Origin of the sequence: Streptomyces sp. NPDC006435, from assembly GCF_040612315.1 — a bacterium.
Lineage (GTDB): Bacteria > Actinomycetota > Actinomycetes > Streptomycetales > Streptomycetaceae > Streptomyces.
The window spans coordinates 119,569-145,686 of record NZ_JBEXPY010000011.1; the positions used below are offsets into that span (position 1 = coordinate 119,569).

Annotated in this window: 21 protein-coding genes, 2 tRNA genes and 2 pseudogenes; 10 read left to right on the forward strand and 15 right to left on the reverse strand. The window is 72.9% G+C overall.

Annotation, left to right across the window (positions count from 1 at the left end; genetic code table 11):
- Positions 1 to 25 precede the first annotated feature (25 nt).
- Complete coding sequence (locus tag ABZZ04_RS14440) at positions 26 to 1,012, reverse strand: hydroxyacid dehydrogenase (protein ID WP_356932516.1); 987 nt, start codon at positions 1,010 to 1,012, stop codon at positions 26 to 28.
- A 342-nt stretch (positions 1,013 to 1,354) separates the two neighbouring features.
- On the opposite strand from ABZZ04_RS14440, the gene ABZZ04_RS14445 reads away from it, so the two are divergent.
- The 4 genes from ABZZ04_RS14445 (at position 1,355) to ABZZ04_RS14460 (ending at position 6,525) form a co-directional block, all read left to right on the forward strand.
- On the forward strand, positions 1,355 to 2,368 hold the full coding sequence (locus tag ABZZ04_RS14445) for an ABC transporter permease subunit (protein ID WP_356932517.1): 1,014 nt from the start codon (positions 1,355 to 1,357) through the stop codon (positions 2,366 to 2,368).
- Positions 2,369 to 2,450: 82 nt separating this feature from the next.
- Positions 2,451 to 3,311 (forward strand): carbohydrate ABC transporter permease, encoded by an 861-nt coding sequence (locus tag ABZZ04_RS14450; RefSeq protein ID WP_356932560.1) that lies wholly within the window; start codon positions 2,451 to 2,453, stop codon positions 3,309 to 3,311.
- A 74-nt stretch (positions 3,312 to 3,385) separates the two neighbouring features.
- Positions 3,386 to 5,059 carry an extracellular solute-binding protein gene (locus tag ABZZ04_RS14455; protein ID WP_356932518.1) on the forward strand — a complete coding sequence of 558 codons (1,674 nt, stop codon included), beginning with the start codon at positions 3,386 to 3,388 and terminating at the stop codon, positions 5,057 to 5,059.
- Positions 5,056 to 6,525 carry a M1 family metallopeptidase gene (locus ABZZ04_RS14460; protein ID WP_356932519.1) on the forward strand — a complete coding sequence of 490 codons (1,470 nt, stop codon included), beginning with the start codon at positions 5,056 to 5,058 and terminating at the stop codon, positions 6,523 to 6,525. The genes ABZZ04_RS14455 and ABZZ04_RS14460 overlap by 4 nt, the downstream gene beginning before the upstream one ends.
- Positions 6,526 to 6,673: 148 nt before the next feature.
- Here the strand turns inward: ABZZ04_RS14460 and ABZZ04_RS14465 are convergent, their stop codons facing one another.
- On the reverse strand, positions 6,674 to 7,576 hold the full coding sequence (locus ABZZ04_RS14465; protein ID WP_356932520.1) for a transketolase: 903 nt from the start codon (positions 7,574 to 7,576) through the stop codon (positions 6,674 to 6,676).
- 57 nt (positions 7,577 to 7,633) lie between these two features.
- Positions 7,634 to 8,335, reverse strand: a complete 702-nt coding sequence (locus ABZZ04_RS14470; protein WP_356932521.1) for a transketolase — start codon at positions 8,333 to 8,335, stop codon at positions 7,634 to 7,636.
- 126 nt (positions 8,336 to 8,461) lie between these two features.
- On the opposite strand from ABZZ04_RS14470, the gene ABZZ04_RS14475 reads away from it, so the two are divergent.
- Positions 8,462 to 8,535 (forward strand) — tRNA-Pro (locus tag ABZZ04_RS14475).
- A gap of 107 nt (positions 8,536 to 8,642) precedes the next feature.
- On the opposite strand, the pseudogene ABZZ04_RS14480 reads toward ABZZ04_RS14475, so the two are convergent.
- Positions 8,643 to 9,073 (reverse strand): annotated as a pseudogene (locus tag ABZZ04_RS14480) (tyrosine-type recombinase/integrase); the annotation flags it as partial.
- 222 nt (positions 9,074 to 9,295) lie between these two features.
- On the opposite strand from ABZZ04_RS14480, the pseudogene ABZZ04_RS14485 reads away from it, so the two are divergent.
- Positions 9,296 to 9,417, forward strand: a pseudogene (locus ABZZ04_RS14485) (polysaccharide deacetylase family protein); the annotation flags it as partial.
- Positions 9,418 to 9,473: 56 nt separating this feature from the next.
- Here ABZZ04_RS14485 and ABZZ04_RS14490 read toward each other — a convergent pair.
- Positions 9,474 to 11,264: a hypothetical protein gene (locus ABZZ04_RS14490; protein WP_356932522.1), complete on the reverse strand. Its 1,791-nt coding sequence runs from the start codon at positions 11,262 to 11,264 to the stop codon at positions 9,474 to 9,476.
- A gap of 252 nt (positions 11,265 to 11,516) precedes the next feature.
- Between ABZZ04_RS14490 and ABZZ04_RS14495 the strand changes: the two genes are divergently transcribed.
- A complete protein-coding gene (locus tag ABZZ04_RS14495; RefSeq protein WP_356932523.1) occupies positions 11,517 to 12,533 on the forward strand; it encodes a LuxR family transcriptional regulator in 1,017 nt (338 codons plus the stop codon).
- 28 nt (positions 12,534 to 12,561) lie between these two features.
- Here the strand turns inward: ABZZ04_RS14495 and ABZZ04_RS14500 are convergent, their stop codons facing one another.
- The 9 genes from ABZZ04_RS14500 to ABZZ04_RS14540 form a co-directional block, all read right to left on the reverse strand.
- On the reverse strand, positions 12,562 to 14,031 hold the full coding sequence (locus tag ABZZ04_RS14500) for an NAD(P)/FAD-dependent oxidoreductase (protein ID WP_356932524.1): 1,470 nt from the start codon (positions 14,029 to 14,031) through the stop codon (positions 12,562 to 12,564).
- A complete protein-coding gene (locus ABZZ04_RS14505; protein WP_356932525.1) occupies positions 14,028 to 15,929 on the reverse strand; it encodes an ABC transporter ATP-binding protein in 1,902 nt (633 codons plus the stop codon). Before ABZZ04_RS14505 ends, ABZZ04_RS14500 begins: the two co-directional genes overlap by 4 nt.
- A complete protein-coding gene (locus ABZZ04_RS14510) occupies positions 15,926 to 16,738 on the reverse strand; it encodes a class I SAM-dependent methyltransferase (protein WP_356932526.1) in 813 nt (270 codons plus the stop codon). The genes ABZZ04_RS14505 and ABZZ04_RS14510 overlap by 4 nt, the downstream gene beginning before the upstream one ends.
- Complete coding sequence (locus ABZZ04_RS14515) at positions 16,735 to 17,343, reverse strand: hypothetical protein (RefSeq protein ID WP_356932527.1); 609 nt, start codon at positions 17,341 to 17,343, stop codon at positions 16,735 to 16,737. The genes ABZZ04_RS14510 and ABZZ04_RS14515 overlap by 4 nt, the downstream gene beginning before the upstream one ends.
- A complete protein-coding gene (locus ABZZ04_RS14520; RefSeq protein WP_356932528.1) occupies positions 17,340 to 19,298 on the reverse strand; it encodes an alpha/beta fold hydrolase in 1,959 nt (652 codons plus the stop codon). Before ABZZ04_RS14520 ends, ABZZ04_RS14515 begins: the two co-directional genes overlap by 4 nt.
- A gap of 461 nt (positions 19,299 to 19,759) precedes the next feature.
- Complete coding sequence (locus ABZZ04_RS14525) at positions 19,760 to 19,960, reverse strand: hypothetical protein (protein ID WP_283855167.1); 201 nt, start codon at positions 19,958 to 19,960, stop codon at positions 19,760 to 19,762.
- Positions 19,961 to 20,017: 57 nt separating this feature from the next.
- Positions 20,018 to 20,212 (reverse strand): hypothetical protein, encoded by a 195-nt coding sequence (locus ABZZ04_RS14530; RefSeq protein WP_356932529.1) that lies wholly within the window; start codon positions 20,210 to 20,212, stop codon positions 20,018 to 20,020.
- 73 nt (positions 20,213 to 20,285) lie between these two features.
- A complete protein-coding gene (locus ABZZ04_RS14535) occupies positions 20,286 to 20,459 on the reverse strand; it encodes a hypothetical protein (protein WP_187439020.1) in 174 nt (57 codons plus the stop codon).
- 291 nt (positions 20,460 to 20,750) lie between these two features.
- Entirely contained in the window at positions 20,751 to 20,954 is a 204-nt protein-coding gene (locus tag ABZZ04_RS14540; protein ID WP_356932530.1) for a hypothetical protein, read from the reverse strand.
- Between the two features lie 190 nt (positions 20,955 to 21,144).
- Between ABZZ04_RS14540 and ABZZ04_RS14545 the strand changes: the two genes are divergently transcribed.
- The 3 genes from ABZZ04_RS14545 (at position 21,145) to ABZZ04_RS14555 (ending at position 24,797) form a co-directional block, all read left to right on the forward strand.
- Positions 21,145 to 21,247 (forward strand) — tRNA-OTHER (locus ABZZ04_RS14545).
- A 167-nt stretch (positions 21,248 to 21,414) separates the two neighbouring features.
- A complete protein-coding gene (locus tag ABZZ04_RS14550) occupies positions 21,415 to 23,316 on the forward strand; it encodes an alkyl sulfatase dimerization domain-containing protein (protein WP_356932531.1) in 1,902 nt (633 codons plus the stop codon).
- Positions 23,317 to 23,462: 146 nt separating this feature from the next.
- Positions 23,463 to 24,797, forward strand: coding sequence for a hypothetical protein (locus ABZZ04_RS14555; protein ID WP_356932532.1), 1,335 nt, complete (start codon positions 23,463 to 23,465; stop codon positions 24,795 to 24,797).
- A 43-nt stretch (positions 24,798 to 24,840) separates the two neighbouring features.
- Here the strand turns inward: ABZZ04_RS14555 and ABZZ04_RS14560 are convergent, their stop codons facing one another.
- Positions 24,841 to 26,094 (reverse strand): DUF2254 family protein, encoded by a 1,254-nt coding sequence (locus ABZZ04_RS14560; protein ID WP_356932533.1) that lies wholly within the window; start codon positions 26,092 to 26,094, stop codon positions 24,841 to 24,843.
- Between the last annotated feature and the right edge of the window lie 24 nt (positions 26,095 to 26,118).

Here is a 26,118-nt window from a genome sequence, read left to right on the forward strand (position 1 = left end):
CCTAGAGCCTGCGGGAGGACGGGACTCATGCGATCCTCCCCAGGTCGGCCCGGTGCACCGGGTGTTCCAGCGCCGCGCCCCGCGCGTACCGGGCCAGCTCCTCGACGGCCAGTGCCCCGAGCCGCCCCACCTCGTTGCCCTGGGCGCCCGCCAGGTGCGGGGTGAGGAAGACGTTGGGCAGGTCCCACAGCGGGTGGTCCCCGGGCAGCGGCTCGGGGTGCGTCACGTCCAGGACCGCGTCCAGCCGCCCGCTGACCAGGTGCCCGGTCAGCGCCTCGGTGTCCACCAGCGGTCCGCGCGCGGTGTTGACCAGCAGGGTGCCCGGGCGCATCAGGGCGATCCGGCGGGCGTCGATGATCCCGCGCGTCTCGGGTGTGTCGGGGGCGTGGAGGGTCACCACGTCGCTGGTCGCGACCAGGGTGTCCAGATCGGTCGGGGTGACGCCGAGCGACCGCGCCCCGGCCGCGTCGACATAGGGGTCGTGGAGCAGCACCTCCGCGTCCAGGACCCGCAGCAGTTCGATGACCCGGCGGCCGATCCGGGATGCCCCGACGACGCCGACGGTCAGCCCGTGCGTGCCGAGCCAGTGCTGGCGGTCGAGGTCGGCGTGGGTGCGGTGGGTGCGCCGGGTGCGGAAGAGACCGGCCAGCGGGAACACCCGCTTGGCGCCCATGATGATCGCCGCCAGGGTGAACTCGGCGACCGGCACGGCGTTGGCGGCGGCGGCCGAGGAGACGACCAGTCCGCGGTCGAACGCGGCCGGGGACAGGAAGGTCTTCACCGTGCCGGCCGCGTGGATCACGGCCCGCAGCTCGGGTGCCCGGTCCAGCAGCCCGGCATCCACCGGTGGGCAGCCCCAGCCGGTGAGCAGGACCTCGGCGCGGCCCAGCGCCGCCGCGGCCCCGGGGGAGTCGAACTCGCTGATCGCGGACGGGGTGAGGAGGTCGGCGGTTTCCTCGAGGCGGGCCCGTACGGGTGGCGGAAAGACGTCGTCGAGCAGACCGGGGTCCATGACTAGGACCGTGCGCGGCCGTCGCGGGGACGCTGCCGCAGCATCGCTACCGGAATGAGCCGGTGCCTCTTCGGTGGTTCGCACCCTGCCTCCGGACAGTAATCGCGTTCTATGGAATGACCGGCACGCTAAGGAGCGTGATGACCGGACGTCAAGCTCCCGTACATCTCAACTGTCCGTTTCGCTGGCATATTTATGGACTGTTGGCGCCTGATTCCGTCATCGGGAGCGATGTGGACCGGATGGTGTTCGCTCAGATCCCTTGACGCTTGGGTTAACCGCTTACTAACTTGCGGCCCCAGAAGGCCCACCACGCGCCACCCAGCCGAACAGGACGCACCAATGGCTGAAACAGCACCCCCGTTGCCGCGGGAGAAACGGCGACCGAAGGCCGAGACACCCGCCCCGCCCGCCACCGGGGCCGCCGTCGCGCAGCACCGGCTCACGCTCCGCCGGCGGCTCAAGCGGGACCGGGTGATGCTCCTGCTCACCCTGCCCGGCCTGCTGTACTTCATCGTCTTCCACTACGTCCCGCTGCTCGGGTACGTCGTGGCGTTCCAGGACTACCAGCCGTACCTCGGCTACATGCACAGCGTCTGGGTGGGGTTCGCCAACTTCTCCGCCGCGTTCGGCGAACCGGCCTTCTGGTCCGCGACGTTCAACACCCTGGAGATCGCCCTCGTCCAGCTGGTGTTCTTCTTCCCGATCCCGATCGCGCTGGCCCTGCTGCTCAACAGCATCGCCAGCGACCGCGTCAGGCGCTTCGTGCAGAGCGTCGTCTACCTGCCGCACTTCATCGGCTGGGTCATCATCGTCTCGATCTTCCAGCAGATCCTGGGCGGCGCCGGACTCCTGCCCGACGTCCTCGGCGGCATGGGCCTGCCGCGCTACGACATGATGAGCGACCCCGACGCCTTCCCCTGGCTGCTGACGCTCCAGGTGGCCTGGAAGGATGCCGGCTGGGGCACGATCATCATCCTCGCCGCGCTGCTCAACATCGACAAACAGCAGTACGAGGCCGCCGCGATCGACGGCGCCGGACCGCGACGACGGCTGTGGCACGTGACACTGCCGGGCATCGCACCCGTCCTCATCCTGCTGCTGATCCTCAACCTCGGGCAGATCCTCTCCGTCGGCTTCGAGCAGATCCTGCTCCAGCGCGACGCGGTCGGCCCGGACGCCGGCGAGGTCCTCGACACCTACGTCTATTACCACGGCATCAAGGACAACGACTGGGGCGTCGCCGCCGCCGTCGGCCTCGTCAAGGCGGTCATCGGCACCGCACTCGTCCTGGGCGCGAACAAGTTCGCCCACCGACTCGGCCACGAAGGGGTGTACCGCGGTGCTGACCGCTGAGAAGAAGCGCGCCACGACGGAATCCACCGCACCGGCGCCCCGCCCCGCCCCCGCCCGGAAGTCCGACGGACGGCCCCCGTGGATGGAACGGCCGACCCGTCTCGGACAGACCGCCAAGGCGATCGCCGTCGTCGTGGTCGTCCTCGCCGTCGCCTACCCGCTGGTCGGCGTGATCGGCACGAGCTTCGCCTCGCAGACCGACATCATCAAGAGCTCCGGCCTCGTCCTGTGGCCGGACCACCCCACCCTGGACGCCTACCGCACCATCTTCACCGGCGGGGTCGTCACCCGGGCGCTGATCGTCTCCATCGGCATCACCGTCCTCGGCACCCTCGCCAGCCTCCTCGTCACCGTCGGCATGGCCTACGGCCTCTCCCGCCGCGACGTCACCGGCTCCCGCTTCATCCTGATGACCGCCCTGTTCACGATGCTCTTCAACGCGGGCATCATCCCGAACTTCCTGCTGGTCAAGGGACTCGGCCTGTACGACACCTACGCGGCGCTCGTCATGCCCACCCTGGTCAGCGCCTTCAACCTGGTCGTCCTGCGGTCCTTCTTCATGAACCTGCCGGACGAGCTGTACGACGCCGCGAAGGTCGACGGAGCGGGCGACTTCCGCATCCTGGTCCGGATCGTCCTGCCGCTGTCCAAGGCCGTCCTCGCCGTGATCAGCCTCTTCTACGCGGTGACGTACTGGAACGCCTTCTTCAACGCGCTCCTGTACCTCAACGACTCCGACAAGTGGCCGCTGCCGATGGTGCTGCGCACCTACGTCCTCCAGGGCCAGAGCCTGAACGCCGCCTCGGCGGGCGAGGCGCTCGCCCCGCAGCAGGCCGTGCAGATGGCCGTCCTGGTGATCGCCGTCGTACCGATCCTCTGCGTCTACCCGTTCCTCCAGCGCTACTTCACCAAGGGCGTGCTCACCGGCGCCGTCAAGGGCTGAGAAACCACCCGACGGCCTTTCGAGCGCAACCGCCGCCCCCCACTCCTTCCTTCCCCTCTCCCAAGGAGACCCAGGTGTCGAGCTCCACCCCCATCAACCGCAGAGCACTCTTCCGCATGGGCGCGGGCATCGGTCTGGGACTGGCCGCCGCCCCGCTGCTCGCCGCCTGCGGCGACGGCGGCGCGACCGCGAAGGCGGAGGCCAAGAGCGCCTCGCTGCTGCCCGGCACCGCGGTCCGCAACATCGGCCTCGAACCCGACCTGGCGGGCACCGCCGCCGGTGTCCCGCAGGGCTTCTTCAAGTACCCGGCCGAGCCGCTGCGCGCCACGAAGGGCGCCCCGCTCAAGGGTGCGAAGCCGATCAGCGCGACGATGGAGACCTTCTCCCCGCCGCCGCCCGCCCGCGGTTCCAACGCCGCCTGGCAGGCGATCGAGAAGCTCCTCGGCGGCCGGGTGGACATCACCGCCGTCCCCGCCGACGACTACGGCACCAAGTTCTCCACCATGGTCGCCAGCGACAGCCTGCCCGACCTGTTCATGTACCCGGAGAGCGGCGGCGTCGACAACAAGGCCGCCTTCCTCCAGGCCAAGTGCGCCGACCTGACCCCGCACCTGGCCGGGGACAGGATCAAGGACTACCCGAACCTGGCCGCGATCCCGAAGGGCGCCTGGCAGGCCGCGATCTTCGGCGGGAAGCTGTACGGCATCCCGATCGCCCGCACCGGCACCGGCGGCGCCGGCTTCTACCGTCACGACCTGTTCGAGGAGGCCGGCGTCACGAGCCTCGACCAGATCACCGACCTCGACCGGTTCGTCGAGCTCTGCAAGGAACTGACCCGGCCCAAGAAGGACCAGTACGCCATCATCGCGGGCGCCACCACGATGCTCGCCATGTCCGCGGGCGCGCCCAGCAGTTGGCGGCTGGACGGGAAGACCGGGAAGTTCACCCTCGACCTGGAGACGCCGGAGTACCGCAAGGCGGTGGAAACCGCCCGGCTGCTGTACGAGGCGGGCTGCTTCTACCCCGGCACCCTCCAGATGTCCGGGGCGCAGAAGGCCCAGTACACGGACATGTTCAAGAACGGCAAGGGTGCGTACGTCTACGACGGCATGCCCACCTACCTGGCGCCCGGCGTCGGCTACATCGCATCGATGAAGGCGATCGACGAGAAGTACGACCCGCGCCCGTTCGTGCCGGTCGGCAAGGACGCGGTCGCCTGGATGGACAACGTCGCCCTCCAGAACACCCACGTCAAGAAGGCGTCGGAGGACCGCGTCAAGGAGATCCTGGCCCTCGCCGACTTCGCCGCTTCCCCGTTCGGCAGCCAGGAGTACACGCTCATCAACTACGGCGTCGAGGGCACGGACTTCACCCGCGACGCCCAGGGCAACCCGGCCCTCACCAAGCAGGGCACCCAGGACGTCACCGTGCCCTGGAAGTTCATGGCCTCCGCCGTCCCCGCGATCTTCAGCGCCGACTCGGAGCAGGGCGTCCGCCACGTCCACGACGCGTTCACGAGGATGATCCCGATGATGGTGCCCGACCCGGTGCTCCAGTACTCGTCCCCCACCTGGGACTCGAAGGGCACCGGCAGCCTCTACACGCTCAAGCAGGACGGGCTCAAGGACGTCATCGCGGGCCGCAAGCCCATGTCCGCCTACGACCAGCTCGTCAAGGACTACCTGGCCAAGGGCGGCGAGCAGGCCCGCGGCGAATTCGAGGAAGCCTTCCAGAAGGGGAAGAAGTGACCACGACACGACGCACGGCCCTCCGGCTCGGCGGCACGGCGGTGGCGGCCGCCGTCGCCGTGCCCGCCCTCGGCTCGCCCGCCGCCGCCCGGTCGCACGGCTTCGACCCGCGGCCCGGCTCGGACGGCGTCGGCGACCCGCTCTTCCCGACCCTCGGCAACGGCGGCTACCAGGTCGTCCACTACGACCTGACCTTCGACTTCACCCCGGTCACCTACGACTTCACCGCCGCCGTGCGGATCGAGGCCAGGGCCACCCAGGACCTCTCCTCGTTCAACCTGGACACCGACGGCCACACCATCGACTCCGTCACCGTCGCCGGCCGCCCCGCCACCTGGGAGATCTCGCCCGGAAAGAGCGGCCAGGAGCTCACCGTCACCCCGGCCCGCCCGCTGCACGACGGCCGGGCGTTCACCACCGAGGTGCGCTACCGGGGCAACGGCAAGGCACCCCGACTCGGCCTGACCGGCTGGAAGTTCGGCACCGACGGCGGCTTCGCCTCCGCCGCCCAGTCCTCCCGCGCCGACACCTTCCTGCCCTGCAACGACACCCCCTCCGACAAGGCGACCTGGACCTTCCACATCAGCGCGCCCGAGGGCTACGTCGCCGCCGCCAACGGCGAACTGCTCCACAAGTCCCCGCGCGCCGACGGCTCCACCGTCTGGCACTTCGCCCTGCGCGAGCGCATGGCGACCGAACTCATCGGCATCGCCGTCGTCAAGGGCACCTACCTGTACGGCACCAGCCACCGCGGACTGCCGCTGCGCCACATCGTGCCCCGGGGCCAGGAGGACAAGTACGCCCCGATCGTCGCCCGTACCGCCGACCATCTGGCCTGGCTGGAGGCGAAGTTCGGCCGCTACCCGTTCTCCGTCTACGGCGTCCACATCTACGACGGCTACACCGACGCCCTGGAGAACCAGACCCTCTCGCTGTTCTCCACCAACTGGTTCAAACCCAACGCCCAGGGACAGCCCGGCTACGAGACCACCATGGTCCACGAGCTCGTCCACCAGTGGTTCGGCGACTCCGTCACCCCGAACGACTGGCAGCAGGCATGGCTCAACGAGGGCCCCGCCGTGTACTACGCCGGGGTGTACGGCGAGGAGCGCGGCTGGTCGGTCCTGGAGGACAAGATGAAGGCGACGTACGAGAAGCTCGACGCGGTCCGCGCCGCCGACGGCCCGCCCGGACTGCCCCGGGCGCTCGGCGGCACCAACATCTACGACGGCGGCGCACTCGTCCTGTACGCCCTCGACAAGCAGGTCGGACAACGGAGGTTCGACCGGATCATGCGCGAGTGGGTGCGGCGTTTCAAGGACTCCACGTACACCAGCGAGGACTTCATCCGGCACGCCGTCGACGTCACCGGCGACAGGTCCCTCGACCCGTTCCTGCGCGACTGGCTCTTCGGGGCCGTGAACCCGCCCATGCCCGGCCACCCCGACTGGAGGGCCACCGCGTGAACCGACCGGCGCACGTCGTACGAGGACCGTCGCCGCCGCCTTCGCCGCCCTGCTGAACCGGACTCCTCACCGCCCCGGGCCGCACCCGGGGCGGGTGCCCGGCGGCAGATGGACCCGGGCGGCGGGCGGCGCGTTCGCCGGGTCCCGGTCAGCGGCGCAGGAACGCGCCGATCCGCTCCCGCAGCCCCCGAGGATCCAGCCCGTGGGCGGCGAGGTGCTCGTCCATCTGCCCGTACCTGCGCAGCTCGGCCCGCCCCACACCGAGCCCCAGCACCCGGTGCGGCAGCTCGGCGAGGGCGTCGTTCGCCGCGGCCGTGGACGTGCCCGCCAGGTAGGGCTCCACGACCACCACGTCGGCGGCGTCCTGCCCGCCGACCGCCCGGCGCAGCCCGGCCCCGTCGAACGGGCGCACCGTGGCCGCGTACAGCACGGTCACGTCCAGCCCCTCGGTCGCCGCGAGCACGTTGTCGAGCATCGGCCCGACCGCGACCACCACCCCGCCCGTCCCCTCCCGCACCGTGATGAACCCGGCCCCCGAGCCGACCGGCCGGGCCACCGCGTTCGACTGCAGCGACAGCCGCAGGTACACCCGGTCGTCCCCGACCGCGGCCTCCCGCAGCAGTTCCTCGGCCTCGTCGGGATGGCCCGGCACCTGGACCGTCCAACCCTCCAGGGTGTCCATGAGGGCGACGTCGCCCGGCGCCATGTGGGTGAAGCCGCCGGCCGGCCAGTCGTACGAGGCCCCCGCGCTCACCAGCACCCCGCCCACCCCCTGGTGGCCGAAGTCCAGCTTGACCTGCTCGAACGGCCGCTCCACCAGAAAACTGGCGAAGGTGTGCACGATCGGCCGCAGACCGGTGAGCGCCATTCCCGCGCCCGCCCCGATCAGCAGTTGCTCCCTGATGCCGACGTTGACGACCCGGTCCGGATGGGCCCGCTCGGCCCGGGCGAAGCCGTCGCGGCTGATCTCGGCCAGCACCAGGGCCAGCCGCGGGTCCTCGTCCAGCAGCTGCGACGTGGTCGAGATGAAGCGGTCACGCATCGTGTCCATGTGAAGTGTCCCTCTTCTGCATCGCTGTTTCGGTGGGGCGGCGCTCGCTCGGAGCGCTCAGTCCTTCGGGTCGACGCGGGCGACCACGGCCCGCGGCCGTCCGGGGTGCGGCGCGGTGAAGGCCGCGTACAGCGCCTCGTGGTCCCGGCCGTCCACGGAGTCGACCGACCAGCCCGCGGCCTCGAAACGGGCCGCGATCCCGCCGGGCCGGCCGTGGGACGACGAAGCGTTGTCGATCACCACGGTGTGCAACTGCTCCAGCCCGGCCGGGCCCGCGTAGGCGATCGCCTCGTGATTGCTGCCCTCGTCCAGCTCGGCGTCGCCGATCAGCACCCACACCCGGGGGTCGGTGAGCCCCTGGGCCCGCAGACCGAGCACGCTCCCCACGGCCAGCGGCAGCCCGTGCCCCAGCGACCCGCTGCCGATCTCCGCCCCCGGCACCAGCGTCCGGTCCGGGTGGTGCCCGAGCGGCGAGTCGTACGCCCCGAACCCCGGCAGCAGCTCCTCGTCGAAGAAGCCGTGCGCGGCCAGGACGGCGTAGTACGCCATCGGCCCATGTCCCTTGGACAGCAGGAACCGGTCGCGGCCGGGCGCGTCGACGGTGTCGGGCGCGACCCGCAGCACCCGGTCGTACAGCACCCACAGCACGTCCAGCGTGGACGTCGCGGCGGGGCCGTGCTTCTCGTCCCCGGTCATCAGGCCCATCAGGCGGTTCATGTCGCGGTGGTCGGGTGTCCGTGCGGTGGTCGTGTTCGTCATGGGACCAGCGTTGAACATCAAGCATGGTTGAGGTCAAGCGGCGAAAGGAGTTCGTGACCACCCCGCCGAGTGCGGTATTGTTCTCATGCGCGTTCGGCCAGGGGAAACCCCAGGTCAGGCGGGTATCGGGACGTGGCGCAGCTTGGTAGCGCACTTGACTGGGGGTCAAGGGGTCGCAGGTTCAAATCCTGTCGTCCCGACTGGAGACAGTCGCAGGTCAGGGCCGGTTTCGGAGGTATCCGAAACCGGCCCTTGACCATTCTTGAGGACCAGTTGGGGACCGGTGTCCTCGACCGAGGCCGACGGGTCATGGAGATCGGGCCCGCAGCGAGCGCGGTGCGCGCAACACGCCGAGGTGCGCGGAGAGCGCCGCCCCGGCAGCCGTGATCTTGTGCATGTCGGGGTGCAGGTATCGCTGGGCCGTGGTCAGCGACCCGTGGCCGGCGATGCGTCGCAGGACGTGGACCTGCACGCCTGCGTCGGCGAACCAGGTCGGTCCGGTGTGCCGGAGGCCGTGGCGGCGCAGGCGCTCGTGGCCGAGCCTGGTGACCACGTCGTCCCGGTGCGCGGCGTCGCGCAGGACGGCGGTGGGGACGCGTCCGCCGTGCGGGCCGGTGAACAGGCGGGCATCGGGATCGGACCGGCGGACAGAACGTGCTGAGCGACGAGGGGACGGATCTCCTCGACGATGGGAACCTTGCGGGCCCGCTTGCCCTTGGTGCCTTTGTCGGTCAGCCCCCAAACCGCACATGGACGAGAGCGCCGGCCTCCGGCCCGCCCCTCCTGTACGAGGAGGGGCGCGGCGTTTCTGTCAGGGGCACGGGAACGGTGTGCCGCGCCCCGCGCCTACTCGGGCCGGGCAGCGCGCGTTGCCCCGGGACTGCCCTTCGGTTCCTTCCCCCGGGCCGAGGGCCCCGCCAGGCCACGACGCGCCGTCGGGTACCTGCAACCCAACGACGTGACAGCACCGTGCCCGCCGTGCCCGGCATCATCGACGCCCTCACCGCCCGCGGCCACACCTTCGTGACGGTGCCGCGGCTCCTGGCCCCGGCAGGGCCGAGCCGGGCGAGGTCTACCACTGAGGAACCCGGCCCCGCCGCCCTCCCACCACCTGCCGTTGCCGTCCTCCCGGCGCCCCTCATGGGACGCTCCGTTCCGCCGCGAGGCCGCCGCCCACCAGGTCCAGGCCGTGCCGGAGCCGCCGGAAGTAGGTGGCCCGGCTGATGTGGAGCCGCTGGGCGAGCCACTGATGGGTCCGCGGCCGTCCGAGGTAGTAGTGCTGGAGAATCCACCCGGCCTCGGCCTCCTCCCGCACCTCGCTGTCCGCCAGCCGCCGCACCGCCTCCCACAGGTCCGCGCGCAGCTCCGCCACCGTCCGGGGGCGCGGCGAGGAGAGCAGCGGGCTCTCGGCCAGCCGGGCCGGGTCGGCGATGTCGGCGAGGGCGCGGGCCACCTCCTGGCCGGTCGGACGCGGGCCGCCACGCATCCCCGAGGCGCGGGCGAGCCGCTCCGTCCAGTCGGGCAGCGCGGCGGAGCCGAAGTCCTGGCTGAAGATCTCGGGCTTGCGCCCGCAGCGGTAGACGTCGTCGGTGGTGGTGCCGTGACGCTGGAAGCGCAGCCCGCGCAGCAGTCGCTGGTAGTCCGGGTTCGGGGTGGACACCGTCAGCAGCAGGCCGCCCACGATGACCTGGCGCAGCAGGCTGCGCAGCAGGTGCGCGTGGGCGCCCCGATCGGGGCAGTAGGCCGCGCCGAGCAGCCATCCCCCGGTGCCGCGCGGGCGGCCGAGCAGCCGGTCCGTGTGCTGCTGGAGCAGCGGTTCCACACAGTTCATGGTGCGTTCGGTGACCTGCTGGGTGTTCGTCAGGCCGATGATCCGGTCGCCGCGGTTCCGGATCAACTGGAAGCTGGCGGGGTCGTCGACGAGCCAGCGTTCCACCAGGCGGTCGGTCCAGCGCACGTCCAGCCCGCCCTGCCGGGCCCACCGGCGCATCAGGGTGCCGATGGCGTCGGCGTCGTCCGGGGCGGCGGTGTGGATCACGTCCCGGGTCACGCTGATGGGGAACATGGTCTCGCGGACGGCGTCGTCGTCGGCCAGGGCCATGATCCCCTCGATGAGACGGCTGCGGCGGTCGGCGGCGGGTTCGTCGGCCAGCAGCTTCTTGCGGTGGGCCAGTGCACGGGCCCACGCGCCGCGGTGGGTGGCGGGCCGACGCCAGCGATGGGCCAGTTCGATCACCCCGCGGAAGGGCTCGGCGAGGGCCAACCCGAGTTCGGTGGGGACGACCGGGCTGAGCCCGGCCAGGGTGTCGAACAGGTCCGGGTCGGCGTCGAGCAGTTCCTCGTCCGCCGACCACACCGTGGCCAGCCGGACCAGGGCGTGCTGCCACGGCCCGGCGGGCCGCTCCCGGGAGAGCCGCTCCACGATCTCCCGGGCGGCGCCGTCGGCCACCGCCCCGGCCGCGGTCGGCGGCGCACCCGCGTGGACGGCCCGGCAGGCCGCGTCGGCGATCAGCGGGTTGCCCGCGGCGAGCCGGACGATCAGTTCCCGGGACCGCGCGTCGGTCACCCGCGCCTCCGTCGCCAGACGCCCGATCCGCGCGTCCGGCCACGGGCCGGTCTCCAGGACCGCGACCCCCGTGCCGGCCCATCCCGGCCGGGCCAGCAGGGAGCGCCTGCTGACCACGAGGACGGGCCGGCCGCTTCCCGGCGGGCGCAGCCGCAGCGGCTCCAGCGCGGCCAGGGCGTGGTCGTGGTCGGCGCTGTCCACGACCAGCGGACCCGGGGTGTCCTCGGCGAGCGCGGCAGGCAGCCGCTCCAGGGCGCCGGGCCGGTCGAGGTCGAGGAGGGAGACGGGCCCGAGTCCGGCGGCTAACCGGGACTTCCCGCTGCCGAGCGGGCCGGTGAGATTGGCCAGATCACGACTTGCCACCACCTCCCGCAGGGAGTTCGGCGTGGCTTGTACCGGCGATGCGGCTGCAGGTGCCTCGCCCATCGGACCTCCAGGATCACTTCGGTGCACGGCCTCCTGTCATAGCGATCAGAGACCGATCATTCAAGTGGTCACGCATCCGGAACTTCCCTGGTACCAGCGGGGCGTGAGACTTCGCTGAGACCTCACGCCCCGTCTCCCCGGGCAGACTTGTGCTCCGTCGTCCCGCCGGACATGTTCAAGGGGAGGGCCATGGGGACCCACACGATGTCGCCACTCGGTCTGAGCAGCACCGAGGAAGCGGTGTACCGGTTTTTCCTGCGGAATCCGGGCGCCGCCGTCCGTGACGCGCGCACCGCCGCGCCGATGGACGGGGAGGGCGTGGACCGGGCCGCGGCGCGGCTGCGCGACCGGGGGCTGCTGCACGGGAGCGAGGAGCGGACCTGGGCCACGGACCCGGGGGTGGTGGTGGCGCGGCTGGCGGAGGAGCAGCTGGACGCCGCCTACCGGACGCTGCGCCGCCTCGCCGACCCGCGGCCGATCCTGCGCTCCCTGTGGCGGGACGCCCCCGCCGCCCCCTCCTACGCGGGCGGCGGGGGCGTCCACGCGGGATCCGCGATAGCCCTGGACCGCCTGGAGGACCTGGGGCAGGCCCTCGCCCGGATCGACCGGGCGGCCTTCCACGCCGACGCCGAGATCCTGGCGGCGGTGCCCAACCGGGCCCTGGCCCCGCTGAGCACGGCCCACACGCTCTCACTCGGCCTGCGCTGCCTGCGGCGCGGCGTCCGGGTACGAATCCTGATGGGGAGCGAGGCTCCGACGTCCCGGACCGGCGCGGACCACCTCCGGCGGCTGCGCTCCCACGGCGCGGAGGTCAGGGTCGCGGAGGGGCTCTCGGAACTGGTGCTGGTCTACGACCGGCGCACCGCGCTGGTCCCCGTCGACGCGCACGACATCGACCGGGGCGTGCTGTGCATCGAGGAGAGCGGACCGGTGAGCAGTCTCGTCACCCTCTTCGAGAGGTTGTGGGCGGCGGCGACGGACCTCGCCGACCGTCCCGCGCCGAAGCCGGGCACCGACAGCCTCACCGGGACCCAGCGCACGGTGCTGCTCCTCATGTGCACCGCCACCAAGGACGAGGCGGGCGCCCGGGCGGCGGGCATGTCGCTGCGCACCTACCGGCGCCATGTCTCCGATCTGCTGGCCCTGCTGGGCGCGTGCAGCAGGGCCCAGGCGGCGCTGCTGGCCCGCGAACGCGGCTGGGTGTGACCCCGGGCCCGGTGCGCGGGCCGGGGCGTCATGCGGCCGGGGTTCCCGCGCCGACCGGGCCGAGCACGGGCAGCGGCCGGCCGAACTCGCGGCGCAGCGCCGACCGGGCCGCGAGCAGGCCGCACATGCCGTGCACCCCGGGGCCGGGCGGGGTGGCCGCCGAGCAGAGGTAGACGCCGGGCAGCGGGGTCCGGTAGGGGTCCCACCGGGGGACGGGCCGGAACACGGTCTGCCGCAGGCCGATCGCCCCGGTCGCGATGTCGCCGCCCACGTAGTTGGGGTTGTAGGCGGCGTAGTCCCGTCCGGACAGCCCGCGTTGGGCGACGATGGAGTCGGTGAAGCCCGGCGCGTACCGCTCGATGGCCGCGCGGATCACGGGCAGCGGGTCGCGCGCGCTGCCGTGCGGCAGATGGGCGTACGCCCACACCGGGCGGCGCCCGGCCACCTCGCGCCCCGGGTCGGTCACGGCCGGGTCGACGACCAGGACGAACGGTGAATCCCCCTCCCTGCCACGGGCGTTGGCGGTCTCCTGGCGGAAGATCTCGGCCGCCGTGCCGCCCAGGTGCACGGTGCCCGCGCGACCGGTCTCCGGGGCCGACCAGGGGATCGGTCCGGAGACCAGGAAGTCCGCCTTGCCCGCGGCCGGGCCGTACCGGTACCGGGACAGCCACCGGGTGTAGCCGGGCGGCAGGGCGCCCCCGGCGAGGTCGGGCAGCGCGGTCGGCGCGATGTCCAGCAGGACGGCCCGCGCCCCCGCCAGTTCCCGCAGGTCGGTGATCTTCCGCCCGGTATGCAGTTCCCCTCCGTGTGCCCGGATGTCGTCGGCCATGGCCTCGGCGATGCGGTGGCTGCCGCCGCGCGGCAGCGGCCAGCCGGGGCCATGGGCCAACTGGGCCAGCAGCAGCCCGACCCCGGCGCCGGGCAGCGAGGGCAGTGGGCCGACGACGTGCGCGGCGGCCCCGGCGAGCAGCGCGGGGGCCGCCGCGCCGCGGAAAGCACGGGGGCCGAGCCGGGTCCCGTGGAGCAGGACCCGGCTCAGTACGGCGGGTGCGGCGCGCAGCCCGCGCGGGCTGCGCAGATCGGACAGCAGCAGGTCGACCATGGCGTCGCTGTGTGTCAGCAGCGGTTCCATCAGCCGCCGCCAGCGCGGCCCGTCCGGGCCGAGGCCCGCGCAGGTGGCGTCAAGGTCGTGGTGGGCGAGGGCCACCCGGTCGCCGTCCAGCGGATGGGCGTAGCTGACTTCGGGCCGCAGCATCCGCACGCCCCGTCCGGCGAGGCCGAACTCCCGGAAGAACGGCGAGGCCGCCGCCATGGGGTGGACGGCCGCGCAGATGTCGTGCACCACCTCGGAGTCGAACAGCGCGGCGCCGCGCAGTCCCCCGCCGATCGTGTCGGCGGCCTCGTGCACGGCCACCCGCAGTCCGGCGCGGGCCAGGGCGACCGCGGCGGCCAGCCCGTTCGGCCCGCTGCCCACGACCGCCGCGTCCACCGTGCTCACCGGACGGCTCCCGCGCCCGGCAGGGCGGCCGGGACCGGCTCGGGCACCGGACCGGAGCCCGGCACCGCGCCCTGGGCCCCGTCCGGTACGGGGTCCGGCGCGGGGCGTCCGCCGAGGGGACCGTCGGCGAACTGGGTGGCGGCCAGCCGCCGGTAGAGGGCGTCGTTGCCGAGGAGTTCGGTGTGCGTGCCCACGGCGCGCACCCGGCCCTCGTCCAGGACCACGATCCGGTCGGCCTCGGCCACCGTGGAGATCCGGTGGGCGATGGCGACGACGGCGCACCGCCCGGCGATGCCGCGCAGGCTGTCGCGCAGCGCCGCCTCGGCGTCGGAGTCCAGGTGCGCGGTGGCCTCGTCGAGCAGCATCACGTCGGGCTTCTGGAGCAACGCCCGTGCCACGCAGAGCCGTTGCCGCTGCCCGCCGGAGAGTCCGGTGCCCTGGTCACCGAGGAGGGTGTCGAGGCCGTCCGGCAGTTCTGCCACCACCTCGGTGAGACCGGCGAGTTCGACGGCCTCGGCGATCTCCGCCTCGGTGGCGTCCGGCGCGGCGTACACGATGTTCTCGCGGAGGGTTCCGCGCATCGCGGCGTTGTCCTGCTGGACGTAGCCGACCCGGCCGCGGATCTCGGCGGACGGGAGGTGGGCGATGTCCCTGCCGTCGAGGAGGATCGCGCCGCCCCGGGGCCGGTAGAACCGCTCGATGAGCTGGAAGACGGTGGTCTTGCCCGCGCCGGAGGCGCCCACCACGGCGGTGAGCCCGTGGGCGGGGACGGTGAACGACACGCCTTCCAGCACCGGCCGGTCGCCGTAGCCGAAGGAGACGTCGCGGAACTCCACCGCGGGGTGGCCGCCCCGCGGGGCCGGACGGGCGGCCGGGTCGCCGGCGGGGGCGTCGGTCCGGTCGTCGGCCGGGTCCGCGGTGCCGGCCGGGTGATCGTCCTCCTGCGGCAGGATGTCGAGTTCGTCCACGCGCTGGACGGCCGCCCGGCCCTGGAGGTAGGTGCCGATCGAGAGGAAGACCAGGACCAGCGGCGACACCAGGTAGAACAGGTACATCGTGAACGCCGAGAAGTCGGCCAGGCTGATGGAGCCGGTGACGACGCGGGCCATGCCGATGCCCATCACGGCGGCGAGCGACGCCTGGAGACCGACATTCAGCGCGGGCGTGAACATGGCGTTCAGCACGGTGACCCGGTTGCCGGAGACGCGGGCGCGGTCGGCGGACTCCGCCAGGCGGCGCTGCTCACGGCCCTCGGCGTTGGCGGCCTTCACCGTCGTCAGGGCGGCGAGCACGCGCTGCAGGTCGGCACCGAAGTCGCCGGTGTCCTCCCGGTTGGCCAGGGCGGCCCGGCGCAGCGCGCGGGCCAGCCACACCGACCCGGTCCCGGCGATACCGAGGCACCCGACGGCGACCAGCAGCAGCCAGATGTCGGTGAACGCCATCATCACCACGGCGCCGACCACGATCAGCCCGTTGAGGACGATCTGGGCGAGGCTCTGGGTGAGCGCGATCTTCATCAGGGAGGTGTCGGCGACCAGCCGGGTGTGCAGGTCGCCCTGGCGCCGGGTGTCGAGGTGCGCGCAGTCGGCCCGGAGCACCTTGCCCGAGAGCAGGACCCGGGCGTCGCGGACGATGTTCTCCCCCGCCCTGCCGATGAGACAGCCCTGGGCGGCGGAGAGCACGGCGTCCAGCAGGAACAGCACGACCAGAGCCACGACGATCCCGACCACCGGGCGGTGGTCCCCGGCGTTCCTGATCAGGTCGGCCAGCAGCACCGGCTGCGTCAGGGTGCACACCACGCCCAGCAGCCCGAGGGCGGTGCCCCCGAGCAGCAGCCGCCACTGCCCGCGCGTCAGGTTCCGCACGGTGCCGCCGGACGCCGCCGCAGTGGCCGTCATGAGCGCTCCTCACCGGAGGCGGGGCGGCGGTAGCGGCTGATGTGGACGCCGCTCCCCTCGGGCAGGAACGGGCCGCCCGCCCAGTCGCCCTGCCGGGACACCAGGACGAGACCGGCGTCGGCGGCGTAGGAGTCGACGTCCTCGGCGGTGGTGAGCCGGGTGATCTCGGTGCCGATGCTCACCCGGCCGCCCTCGTGCACCAGGTGCGAGGCGTGCCAGAGCCCGCCGGGGATCAGGGTGGAGTAGGTCTGCACGCCGGTGCCCGGTTCGGCGTAGGGAATGAAGAAGGAGGTGCGGGCGCGTCCCTCGTGCAGGGCGGTCACGAAGCCGGGGTTGTGGGTCTCCACGACGAGGGTGCCGCCGGGTGCCAGGTGCCGGGCCGCGCGCGCGACGGCCGTCCGCTGCTCCGTCGGGTCGCAGATCAGTGAGAGGGTGGCGCAGACGCAGTAGACCAGCCCGTACCGGGAGTCGTCGGCGTAGGTGCGGATGTCGCCGTGCACCGGGGTGACCGGGGCGCCGGTGGCGTCGATGGTTTCGCACAGCCGCTGGAGCATCTCCGGCGAGGAGTCCACACCGACGACCCCGCCGGAGAGCCGGGCAAGCGGGACGGCGACGCGTCCGGTGCCCACGCCGAGTTCGAGGGTGCCTCCGCCGGGGTGCCAGGAGGCGAGGACCTCGGCGGTGCGTTCGGCGGAGCCGTCGTGGGGCAGCAGGCGGTCGTAGAAGTCGGCGAACACCCTTCCGTAGCCGATGTCCTGGACCTCGGGGGCGGTGGCCACGGAGGCCCAGGAGGGGGCGGCGGTGCTCATACGGTCTCGCTTTCTCGCGCCGGTGCCGCGGTCTCGCGCATCGGTGTGTAGGGGGAGAGGAAGAGGATCTCGGGCTCCTCGGTCTCGTCGTAGCCCGAGTTCTGGACCAGGGCGAACTGGAAGCCCTTGACGTCCGGAGTGCCGGACCGCTCGATCTCCTCGCGGAAGAATTTGCGCAGGATACGGAAGGAGGGCAGGGTCACGGCCACCTCGAACCCGCGGTCGAGGACGCGCAGGATCTCGCTGCCCAGGTCGTACACCGCCTTCTCGCTGCGCCGTTCGGGGAACCAGACGAACTGGCGGGCGCGGCGGCCCTGGATGACCTCCAGCGCGGACCAGTCGGAGGTCTCGCCCGCCTCGTCGAGGGTGCGGTAGTAGAACTGGAAGTCGTGCTGGGCCGGAGTCGGGGCGAAGAAGCGCCAGTTGGGGAAGATGCTGGAGAGCGGGTCGAGCCGCTGGACCCGGCCGAAGGACGGGTGCGGGTGCTGGCAGCAGACGGCGCCGAGGAAGGTGAGGCCGGCCACGAGGCGGACCTTGCCGTCCGTGCCGCCGAAGGCGCGGGTCAGCAGTGAGCCCGTGGCGCGCGGGAGACGGGGGTTGCTCATCGGTTCTCCTCCTCGGACGCGGCGGTCCGGCCGGACGGCTCCGTCCCGGTCAGGGGTCCGGGCCCGGACCCCGGTCCCCGCCCGGCGGTGTCGGCCAGGAAGGCCAGCAGGTGGCGGAGCGTCTCGGCGGCGTACTGGGGGTCCGTGAGGACGCCGTCGTGGTCGGCGCCCTCGATGACGACGTTTCGGACGGTCCGGTCCCCGCTGTGGGCGTCGGCGAGGTCCTTGTGCATCAGCAGGTGCTCGGGGTCGCGGTCCACGGTCCGTTGGGCGGAGAGCACCAGGGCGTGGGTGTCCAGGGCGTCGAGTGGCCCGGTGAAGGAGGGGAAGTCCTGCTCGACGGCCTTCCACTCACGCACCGCGGCGGTCCACACGCGGGAGTCCGCGAATTCCATCCTGACCTTGTCCCGCACCTGTTCGGGCAGGTTGGCGACCGGCTCGGGCGTCCGCATCAGCGCCCCGAACCCCAGCCGCAGGCTGATGGCCATGGTGCGCAGGCCCTCCCCGATCCGCGGCGCGGTCGTGCCCTGCTGCGCCGACCGGGTGAGCTGGCCGGGGTGCGAACTGTCCACGTAGACGACGGAGTTCACCCGGGATCCCAGCCTGACCGCCGCACGGCGGGAGATCTCGCCGCCCAGGGAGTGGCCCATCAGCACCACCTGGCGCCCCTCGGGGACCGCCGCGTCGATCAGGTCGACCAGGTCGTCGACCGACTCCTCCAGCGTGTACTCCCCGTCCGCGCGGCGCCGGCTGGGGCCGTAGCCGGCCCTGCTGTACATCAGCCACTGCCGGTCCCCGCCGCCGAGGGCGCGGACGATCCAGGCGAAGTACGCGGGGCAGGCGCCCAGTCCGTGGACGAAGACCACCACCGGGTTCGTACTCCGGCCGTCGAGGGTGCTCTGCACGCTCAGTTCGTTGCCGTGCCGGGTGGTGACGACGGAGCTGCCGTGCGGGGTGTCGGTGACGCGCAGCCGCCGGGCCACCGCGACCGTCCCCAGCACGGCCGCGCCGCCCGCCGCCAGCAGGGCCACCGCGGCCGGCATGGTGTCGTCGCGGCCCGCCACCGCGGGGTGGCTGCGCGGCGTGCTGGTGTAGGCGACCATCGGGTGCATCGCGGCGAAGGCCGGAAGGAACCTGCCGAGGCCCATGACGTAGCCGTTGGCCATGTGGAAGAGGACGGCGCCGCTCAGCACCGGGCGGGTCAGCCGGCCGCCCTTCAGGTAGAGCACCGGGAACAGGCACTCCAGGCCCAGCACACCGTAGACGAGGGCGCGGGCCGAGCGCGGGTAGCGCTGGGTCAGCTTCCAGGCCCCCTCGTGCCCGTACGTCCTGGTCCGCATCACCCCCGCCAGCGCGGCCCCCGACCGCCAGTCGGGACCCAGCAGCTTGACCCAGCCGGAGATCAGGTAGGACAGGTTTCCCTGGAGCGCGACGTACCAGATCAGGGCGTCCTGGGTGCGGGACGAGGGGGCGAGTCTGGCCAGCCCGGTCGCGGTCTGCACCATGGTGGACGCCTGGTCGGAGCCGTCGGTGCCGTAGCGCTCGGCCGGGTAGAGCAACGCCCCGCTGACGCCGAGGTAGAGGGTTGCGGCCCCGCGCCACCGGCCGTTGCCGGGCAGCATGAGGGCCGCGCTCGCGGCCACCCGTCCGGCGTGCAGCGCCCGGTTGGTCCGCTCGTCGGAGGCCAGGTCCAGCAGCTTGCGGAAGGGCCTGCCGTAACGGGCGTACGCGTCGCGGGAGATGGCCCATTCGTTCAGTCGGCTCGACCGGTGCTCCCGGCGGCGCGCGAGGTGTTCGACGCTGGACAGCAGGGACGTCGCCGCCGCCAGCCGCTCGGAGGCGCCCATGGCTTGCTCGCGGGAGAGGGGGACGGGGCCTTGCAGGGCGGACAGGACCGCGCGCAGCGTCGGCCGCTGTCTGCGGGGGCCACTCGGTCGGGTGGGGCGTGAGGGCATGGACGGGCCTTCCGTGCTGGGGACGAACGAGGTTGGGCCGCCGGTGGGAGGCGGGGGTGTCGGGGGGGACGGGGCGGAGGGCGGCGGACGGCTCCCGGGCCGGTACGGGGTCCCACGGGCCGGGCAGGGTGCTGTCCGGGGTCGTACCGGGTTCGTTCGGGACGGGTTCCTGCCGGGCCGGGCTCATGCCGTGCGGGGTCCGTCCGTGCCGGGGCCGGGCCGTGAGTCAGGGCGTGGTGGTGGCATGGGCGGGCGACCGCCCTGGAGGCGCTCGTCCCCATGTCACCCACGCACCGTCGTTTCCGGCCGGCCCCGGCACGGTGGCCGCGGCTCCCCGTGCCGGGGCCGGGGACGACGGGCCTACCGCTCGGCGCCCGTGCCGCCGGGGCGGCCCACCGCCCCCTGGGACGCCGCCGCGTTCACGGGGCGTCCCCACCGGGGACGGGGACGGCGCAATGGGTTCACATGGGGAGCTCGATGTCGCTGCCGGTGTAGTTGTAACCGGCGACGAAGGCGTTCACCAGGGCGACGCCGATGGCCACGCCGGCCACGACCCCGGGGGTCGCGGCGACCGGCGCGAAGGTCGACAGCGCCCGGCCGGGGTCGGACTCGGACAGACCGCCGGCACCGCGCAGGGCGGCCGGTGTCGGAGACGTGCTCACAGGGTTCTCCTCACTGGAGTGATGGAACGAAATGGTCTGGTGTCGGGGGAAACGCGACTACATCGGGAGTTCGATGTCGCTCCCGGCCGTGCGGCCGACCGCGTAACCGGCGAGGAACGCGACTCCCACGCCGGCCACGATGGCCACCGGGGTCGCGGCGACCGGCGCGAGGGCCGACAGCGTCACGCCGGGGTCGGACTCGGTCAGGGCACCGGTCGCGGTCAGGACGGCCGGAGCCGAGGATCTGCTCATGAAACTCTCCTACTGGTGAGGTGTCGGGTACTGATGAGGTGCCGGGCCACCCGCAGCGGGCGGCCCGTCGGGCCTACTGCGGGAGCTGTGTGGTGCTTCCGGTGAGGCAGACCGAGATGTCGACGCAGGCCGTCATGGTGAACGTGACGGAGGCGACCGGAACGGTGTCGAGCGGCGCCCGGCCGGGGTCGGACTCGGACAGGGCACCGGTCTCGGACAGAACGGCCGGTATCGAAGCGGTACTCAAGGACTTCTCCTTGCTGGTGGGCGGCCGGTGGGGTGACGTCATGGGCGGGCGGCGCAGACGGGACGGACCCACAGATCGGGGCGCCGAGTGGCGTCGGCCGCGTACCCGGCCGACGGACGGCCTTCGCGTCGTGGAGCCGTCATGGGTACGGCAACCGACGCGGGCGGCCCCTGATGGGACACGGCTCCGACGGGAGGGGGTCGGGACGGGCCGCCCCGGTGGGAGCGGCGGGTGTCCGGGCCACGCGCCGGGCGTCTTCCCCGGCCGGTACGGGTGGCGGGGTGCCGCCGCCTACATCGGGAGCTCGATGTCGCTGCCGCCGGCCAGCTCGCGGACGGCTACGCCGGCCGCGAAGGCGACCACCACGGCACTCGCGGTGGCCACGACGGCCGGGGTCGCGGCGACCGGGGACGCGCCCCCGAACACCCGGCCACCGGCGTTCTCGTCGAGCGGGGCGATGCCCCTGGTCCAACCGGGCTGTCTGAATTCGGGCATGTTTCTCCTTCATGGGCGGGCCGCCACCGGGGCGCCCTCATCCAGGCGCGCGCAAGCGCACCCGGGGCTCGGCACCCCGCGTGAACAGACGTTCTGTGATGCGCTCCACACGATGCCGAGAGCCCGGCGGAAAGGGAAGGCCACTCCGCTGGCATGAGGATGCGGGCTCCGAAGCAACATGCTGCGGGTTCGGGCACGGGGGTGTGCGGCGCGTACCGTTTCCGTCAATCCGCCCTGGAACACGTGGTGTTGGGAGAGGCAAAGGGGTGCAGGTTCAAATCCTGTCGTCCCGACTCGTGAGAGTCGTGGTTCAGGGGCCGTGCCGGAGAGATCCGGCACGGCCCCTGAACCCTTTTCGTGTTTCCCGTATGGAGCAGTTCCGATCGTGTCCGGGCCGGACGTCGGTGGAGGGTGGTCGTGACGCGCCGGCCGACGACCGGGGCGGGACAGGGAGCGAGAGATGACCCGGAACGACGGTTCCCGGCCGGCGGAGCAGTGGATCGCGAAGGGCAACGCGGCGGTCCTCCAGAGGTTCCCCTTCGACGACACCCGCGACTTCGACGACGCGCGGCACGGTTTCCTGGGCGCCGCCGAGGAGACGGTGGTGCGCGACGCGGACGGCCGCCCGGTCTGGGACCTCGGCGCCTACGGGTTCCTGCGGGGGGAATGCCCCGAGACGGCCAATCCGAGCCTGTGGCGCCAGAGCGGGCTCTGCGCCGAGCACGGCCTCTTCGAGGTGGTCGAGGGCATCTACCAGGTACGCGGATTCGACCTGTCCAACATGACGGTGGTCGAGGGCGAGCGGGGCATCCTGGTGATCGACCCCCTGATCTCCTCGGAGACCGCCGCGGCCGCCCTCGCCCTGTACCGCGCCCACCGGGGCGACCGGCCGGTCGCCGGGGTCCTCTACACGCACAGTCACGTCGACCACTTCGGCGGTGTGCGGGGCGTCGTGACCGACGACGAGGTCGCGGGCGGCGTCCCGGTCATCGCTCCCCGGGGGTTCCTGGAACACGCGGTCAAGGAGAACGTCTACGCGGGCACGGCGATGGCCCGCCGTGCCGCCTACATGTACGGGGCCGCGCTGCCGAAGGGGGAGCGGGGACAGATCGGCACGGGACTGGGGCAGACCACCTCGACCGGGACGGTCGGCCTGATCGCCCCGACACTGGACGTCACCCGCACCGGGCAGACGGAGACCGTGGACGGCATCCGCATGGTCTTCCAGATGACGCCCGGCACCGAGGCCCCCGCCGAGCTGAACATCCACTTCCCCGACCACGCCGCCCTGTGCATGGCCGAGAACGCCACCCACAACCTGCACAATCTGCTCACCCTGCGCGGGGCCGAGGTGCGCGATCCGCGGCAGTGGGCCCACTACCTCACCGAGGCCGTCGGCCTCTTCGGCGACGACACCGACGTGGCCTTCGCCTCGCACCACTGGCCGGTCCGGGGCCGCGAGCGCGTCATCGAGTTCCTCTCCGAGCAGCGCGACGTCTACGCCTATCTGCACGACCAGACCCTCCGCAGACTCAACCAGGGGTACACGCCGCTGGAGATCGCCGAGGAGCTGGTGATGCCCCCGGCCCTGGAGCGGGCCTGGCACACCCACGGCTACTACGGTTCGGTCAGCCACAACGTGAAGGCCGTCTACCAGCGGTACCTGGGCTGGTTCGACGGCAACCCGGCCCACCGGTGGGAACACCCCCCGGTCGAGAGCGCCACGAGGTACGTCGAGTTCATGGGGGGCGCCGACGAGGTGCTGCGCCGCGCACGCCGGTCGTTCGCCGAGGGCGACTACCGCTGGGTGGTCCAGGTGGTCGACCACGTGGTGTTCGCCGATCCCGGCAACGCGGACGCCCGGGAGCTGCAGGCCGACGCGCTGGAGCAGCTGGGGTACGGCAGCGAGAACGGGACCTGGCGCAACTTCTACCTCACCGGGGCGCTGGAGCTGCGGCACGGCTCCGTGGGCACCCCGACGACCACGGCCTCTCCCGACCTGCTGGGCGCGCTGACCCTGGACCAGCTCTTCGACGCCCTCGCCGTCCGGGTCGACGGGCCGGGCTCCTGGGACGCGGACATCTGCGTGCGCTGGCGGCCGAAGGGCGGCGACCCGGTCACCATGCGCCTGCGCAACGGCGTCCTCACCCATGTCACGGGCGACGGCCCGGCCGCCTGCGAACCGGACGTCGAGGTGACGCTGGGCGAGGACGACCTGCGGGCGGTGCTGCTGGGCGCGGCGGCCCTCCCCGAACTGGTGGAGCGGGGCGGGGCGGAGGTGGAGGGCGACCCCGGGAAGGTGACCGAGCTGCTCGGCCACCTCGACGAGCCGGATCCCGATTTCGCCGTCGTCGTGCCGTGAGCGGCCGTCGCCCCCGGCTCACCCGAACGACCGGTTCCCCTCGCCGCGTGCGGAGAACCGGGGTCCTCTGAACTCCGGGGCCCGCGAACCACGGGGGCTTCCGAACTGCGGGGGAAGGCGGCGCACCACGACCGGAGGAGGAACCCGTGGCCGAGGACGGGGAAGCCGGGACGCCCGGGGAAGCGGAGCGTGAACTGCGGGAGCTGCGCGGACGCGTGGCCGCGCTGGAGGCCGGGGCGGCCGCGCCCCGCGGGCGGCACCGGGTGCGGTCCTCCCTCGCGGTGGTGCTCGTCCTGATCGGGTGTCTGCTCGCCCCGCTGGGGATCGTCGCCGCGTGGGCGGCGGACGAGGTCGGTGACACCGACCGCTACGTCGCGACCGTGGCGCCGCTCGCCTCCGACCCCGATGTGCAGGACGCCGTCGCAGGCCGGGTGACCGACGCGCTCATGACCCGTATCGACCTGTCGACACTGCTCTCCGACGTCGCCGCCGAGGACCGCCCACGACTGGAGAAGGCCCTGGGGAGGCTCGGGGACGCGCTGGAGGGGGCCGTGCGCAGCTTCGTGCACGACAAGGCCCGGGAGATCGTGGCCTCCGACGCCTTCGAGCGGGTCTGGACCCGGGCGAACCGGGCGGCCCACGCCTCCGTGGACAAGGCGCTGACCGGCAGCGGCGGCGGTGCGGTGGAGCTGGAGGGGGACGCCGTCACGCTGGACCTGGGGCCGGTCGTCGACCGGGTGAAACAGCGTCTCGTCGACGAGGGGATGAAGGCCGCCGGACGGATCCCCGAGGTGCACACCGACTTCACGCTGGTGAAGTCGCAGGACATCGGACGGGTCAGGACCTGGACGCGCCTCCTCCAGCTGGCGGGCGCCTGGCTCCCGGTCCTGGTCGTCCTGCTGGTCGGCGGCGGTGTCCTGCTCTCGGTCCGGCGGCGCAGGGCCCTGGTCGTCGGCGCGCTCGGGGTCGCGGCCACCACCGCGCTGCTCGGCGTCGCCCTGCGCGTCTTCAGGGCGTTCTATCTGGACGCCCTGCCGCCGGACGTCTCCCGGGCGGCCGCCGGATCGGTCTACGACGTGCTCACCCACTTCCTGCACACGATGGTCCGGATGACCGCGGCCCTCGGTGTCGTCGTCGCCCTGTCCGCCTGGCTCACCGGCACCGGTCGCAGAGCCGCTCTCGTCAGGAACCTGTGGACCTCGGGCATCGGGGCCGCGCGGGCCACCGCCGACCGGGCGGGACTGCGGACCGGCCCGGTCGGTCCGTTCGTGCGCCGGTACCGGACCTGGATCGTCTGGATCCTCGTGGCGGCCGGGCTCGTGACCTACCTCCTGTGGTCCCACCCCACCGGCTGGGTGGTCGTCGGCCTGGCCCTGGCCCTGCTGTTCGCCCTCGCGGTGACGGACTTCCTGGCCGGCGGAACCGATACCGACGCCGACGTCGGTGTCGATGCGGACGAGGCGGTGGGGCGCAAGGGCTGACGTCCTCCGGCGCCAGTGGTGCGGGTGCGGGCGCGGGCGCGGCTCAGCCGGCGGGCCCGTCCGCCGCGAAGGAGGGGCGCCGGTCCGCGAGCCGCCGCTCGGTCCACAGGAGCCGTCGTTCCAGTACGGGGCGGCAGCCGGCGGGCGCCACCGCGAGGACGCCGGACAGGAGGACGCGGCAGCGGGCGAGCACCATGGGGGCGTTCGAGGCGGCGTCGAGGACGTCGTCCAGGCCGATCCGCAGCAGTTCCTCCCAGCCGGGCACGGACATCACCAGGCGCACGGCGCCCGTCCGGTCGGCGATGGCCCGGGTGGGTCGTCCGGTGTCGCCGGCGACGAGGCGGCGCAGCAGGTCCTCCAGGGTGTCCAGGACCTGTACGGCGGTGGCGGGGTCGTTGATCGCGGGGGAGAGCGCCCGCAATCCGATGTCGGCGAGCAGCCGGAAGGCGAGCGCCGGGTCCTGGTGGAACGTGCGCTCCTTCCCCACCACCACCGCCCCCAGGACGTCCTCCTCGGGCACCGCACCGCCGTGGACGTCGGCCACCACGTCGCCCCGGTACAGGGTGTCTCCCACCCGGGCACGCAGGACGACGACCGCGCCCGTGCGCGCGGCGGCCCTCGCCGGCCGGACGAGGTCGAGCTGCTCGACGAGCACGGCGTTACCCCGCCAGCGGACGGAGGAGACCGGTTCGGACGTCTCCGGTCCGTCGGGGAGGGCGGGCCGCGGCTCCCCGTCGCCGACGGGCGGGTAGTACATGGCGAGCGCTTCCAGGCCGCGGCCGCGCAGATCGTCCAGGACGTGGGAGAGCTGGATGGAGCGCAGGGCGTCGAGCTGCAGCCTGCGCACGAGCAGCAGGGTGAGCGCGGCGAGGACCAGGGTCGTGACGGGGACGGCCAGGGAGACGCTCGGGCGGGAACCGATGGTCAGGAGCGAGGCCACGGTGAAGGCCAGCACGCCGATCGTGAACGCGAAGACCCGCCAGACCACGGGGTCCGAACGGAAGAGGGCGAGGCGGTGGCTGAAGTTGCCGGCCGCCCACTGCACGACCAGGAACAGCAGGGAGAAGATCAGGGTGGTGATGCTCAGCACCCCCAGCCCGACCACCTTGAGCACGTCCACGACCCGGTCGGACGCGACCCGGGCGCCGCCGTCGATCCTCGACAGGAGGATGCCCAGTGCGACCGCCACGGCCACGGCCACCGCGTGGGCGCTCCCGGCGCGCAGCGCCCGCCGGGGACGTACGACACGTTCGGCCGAACGGCCCAGGCCGAGCAGCATCATCGGCGGTTCGTGCACAGCGCTCTCCCCTCACCGGGGCCG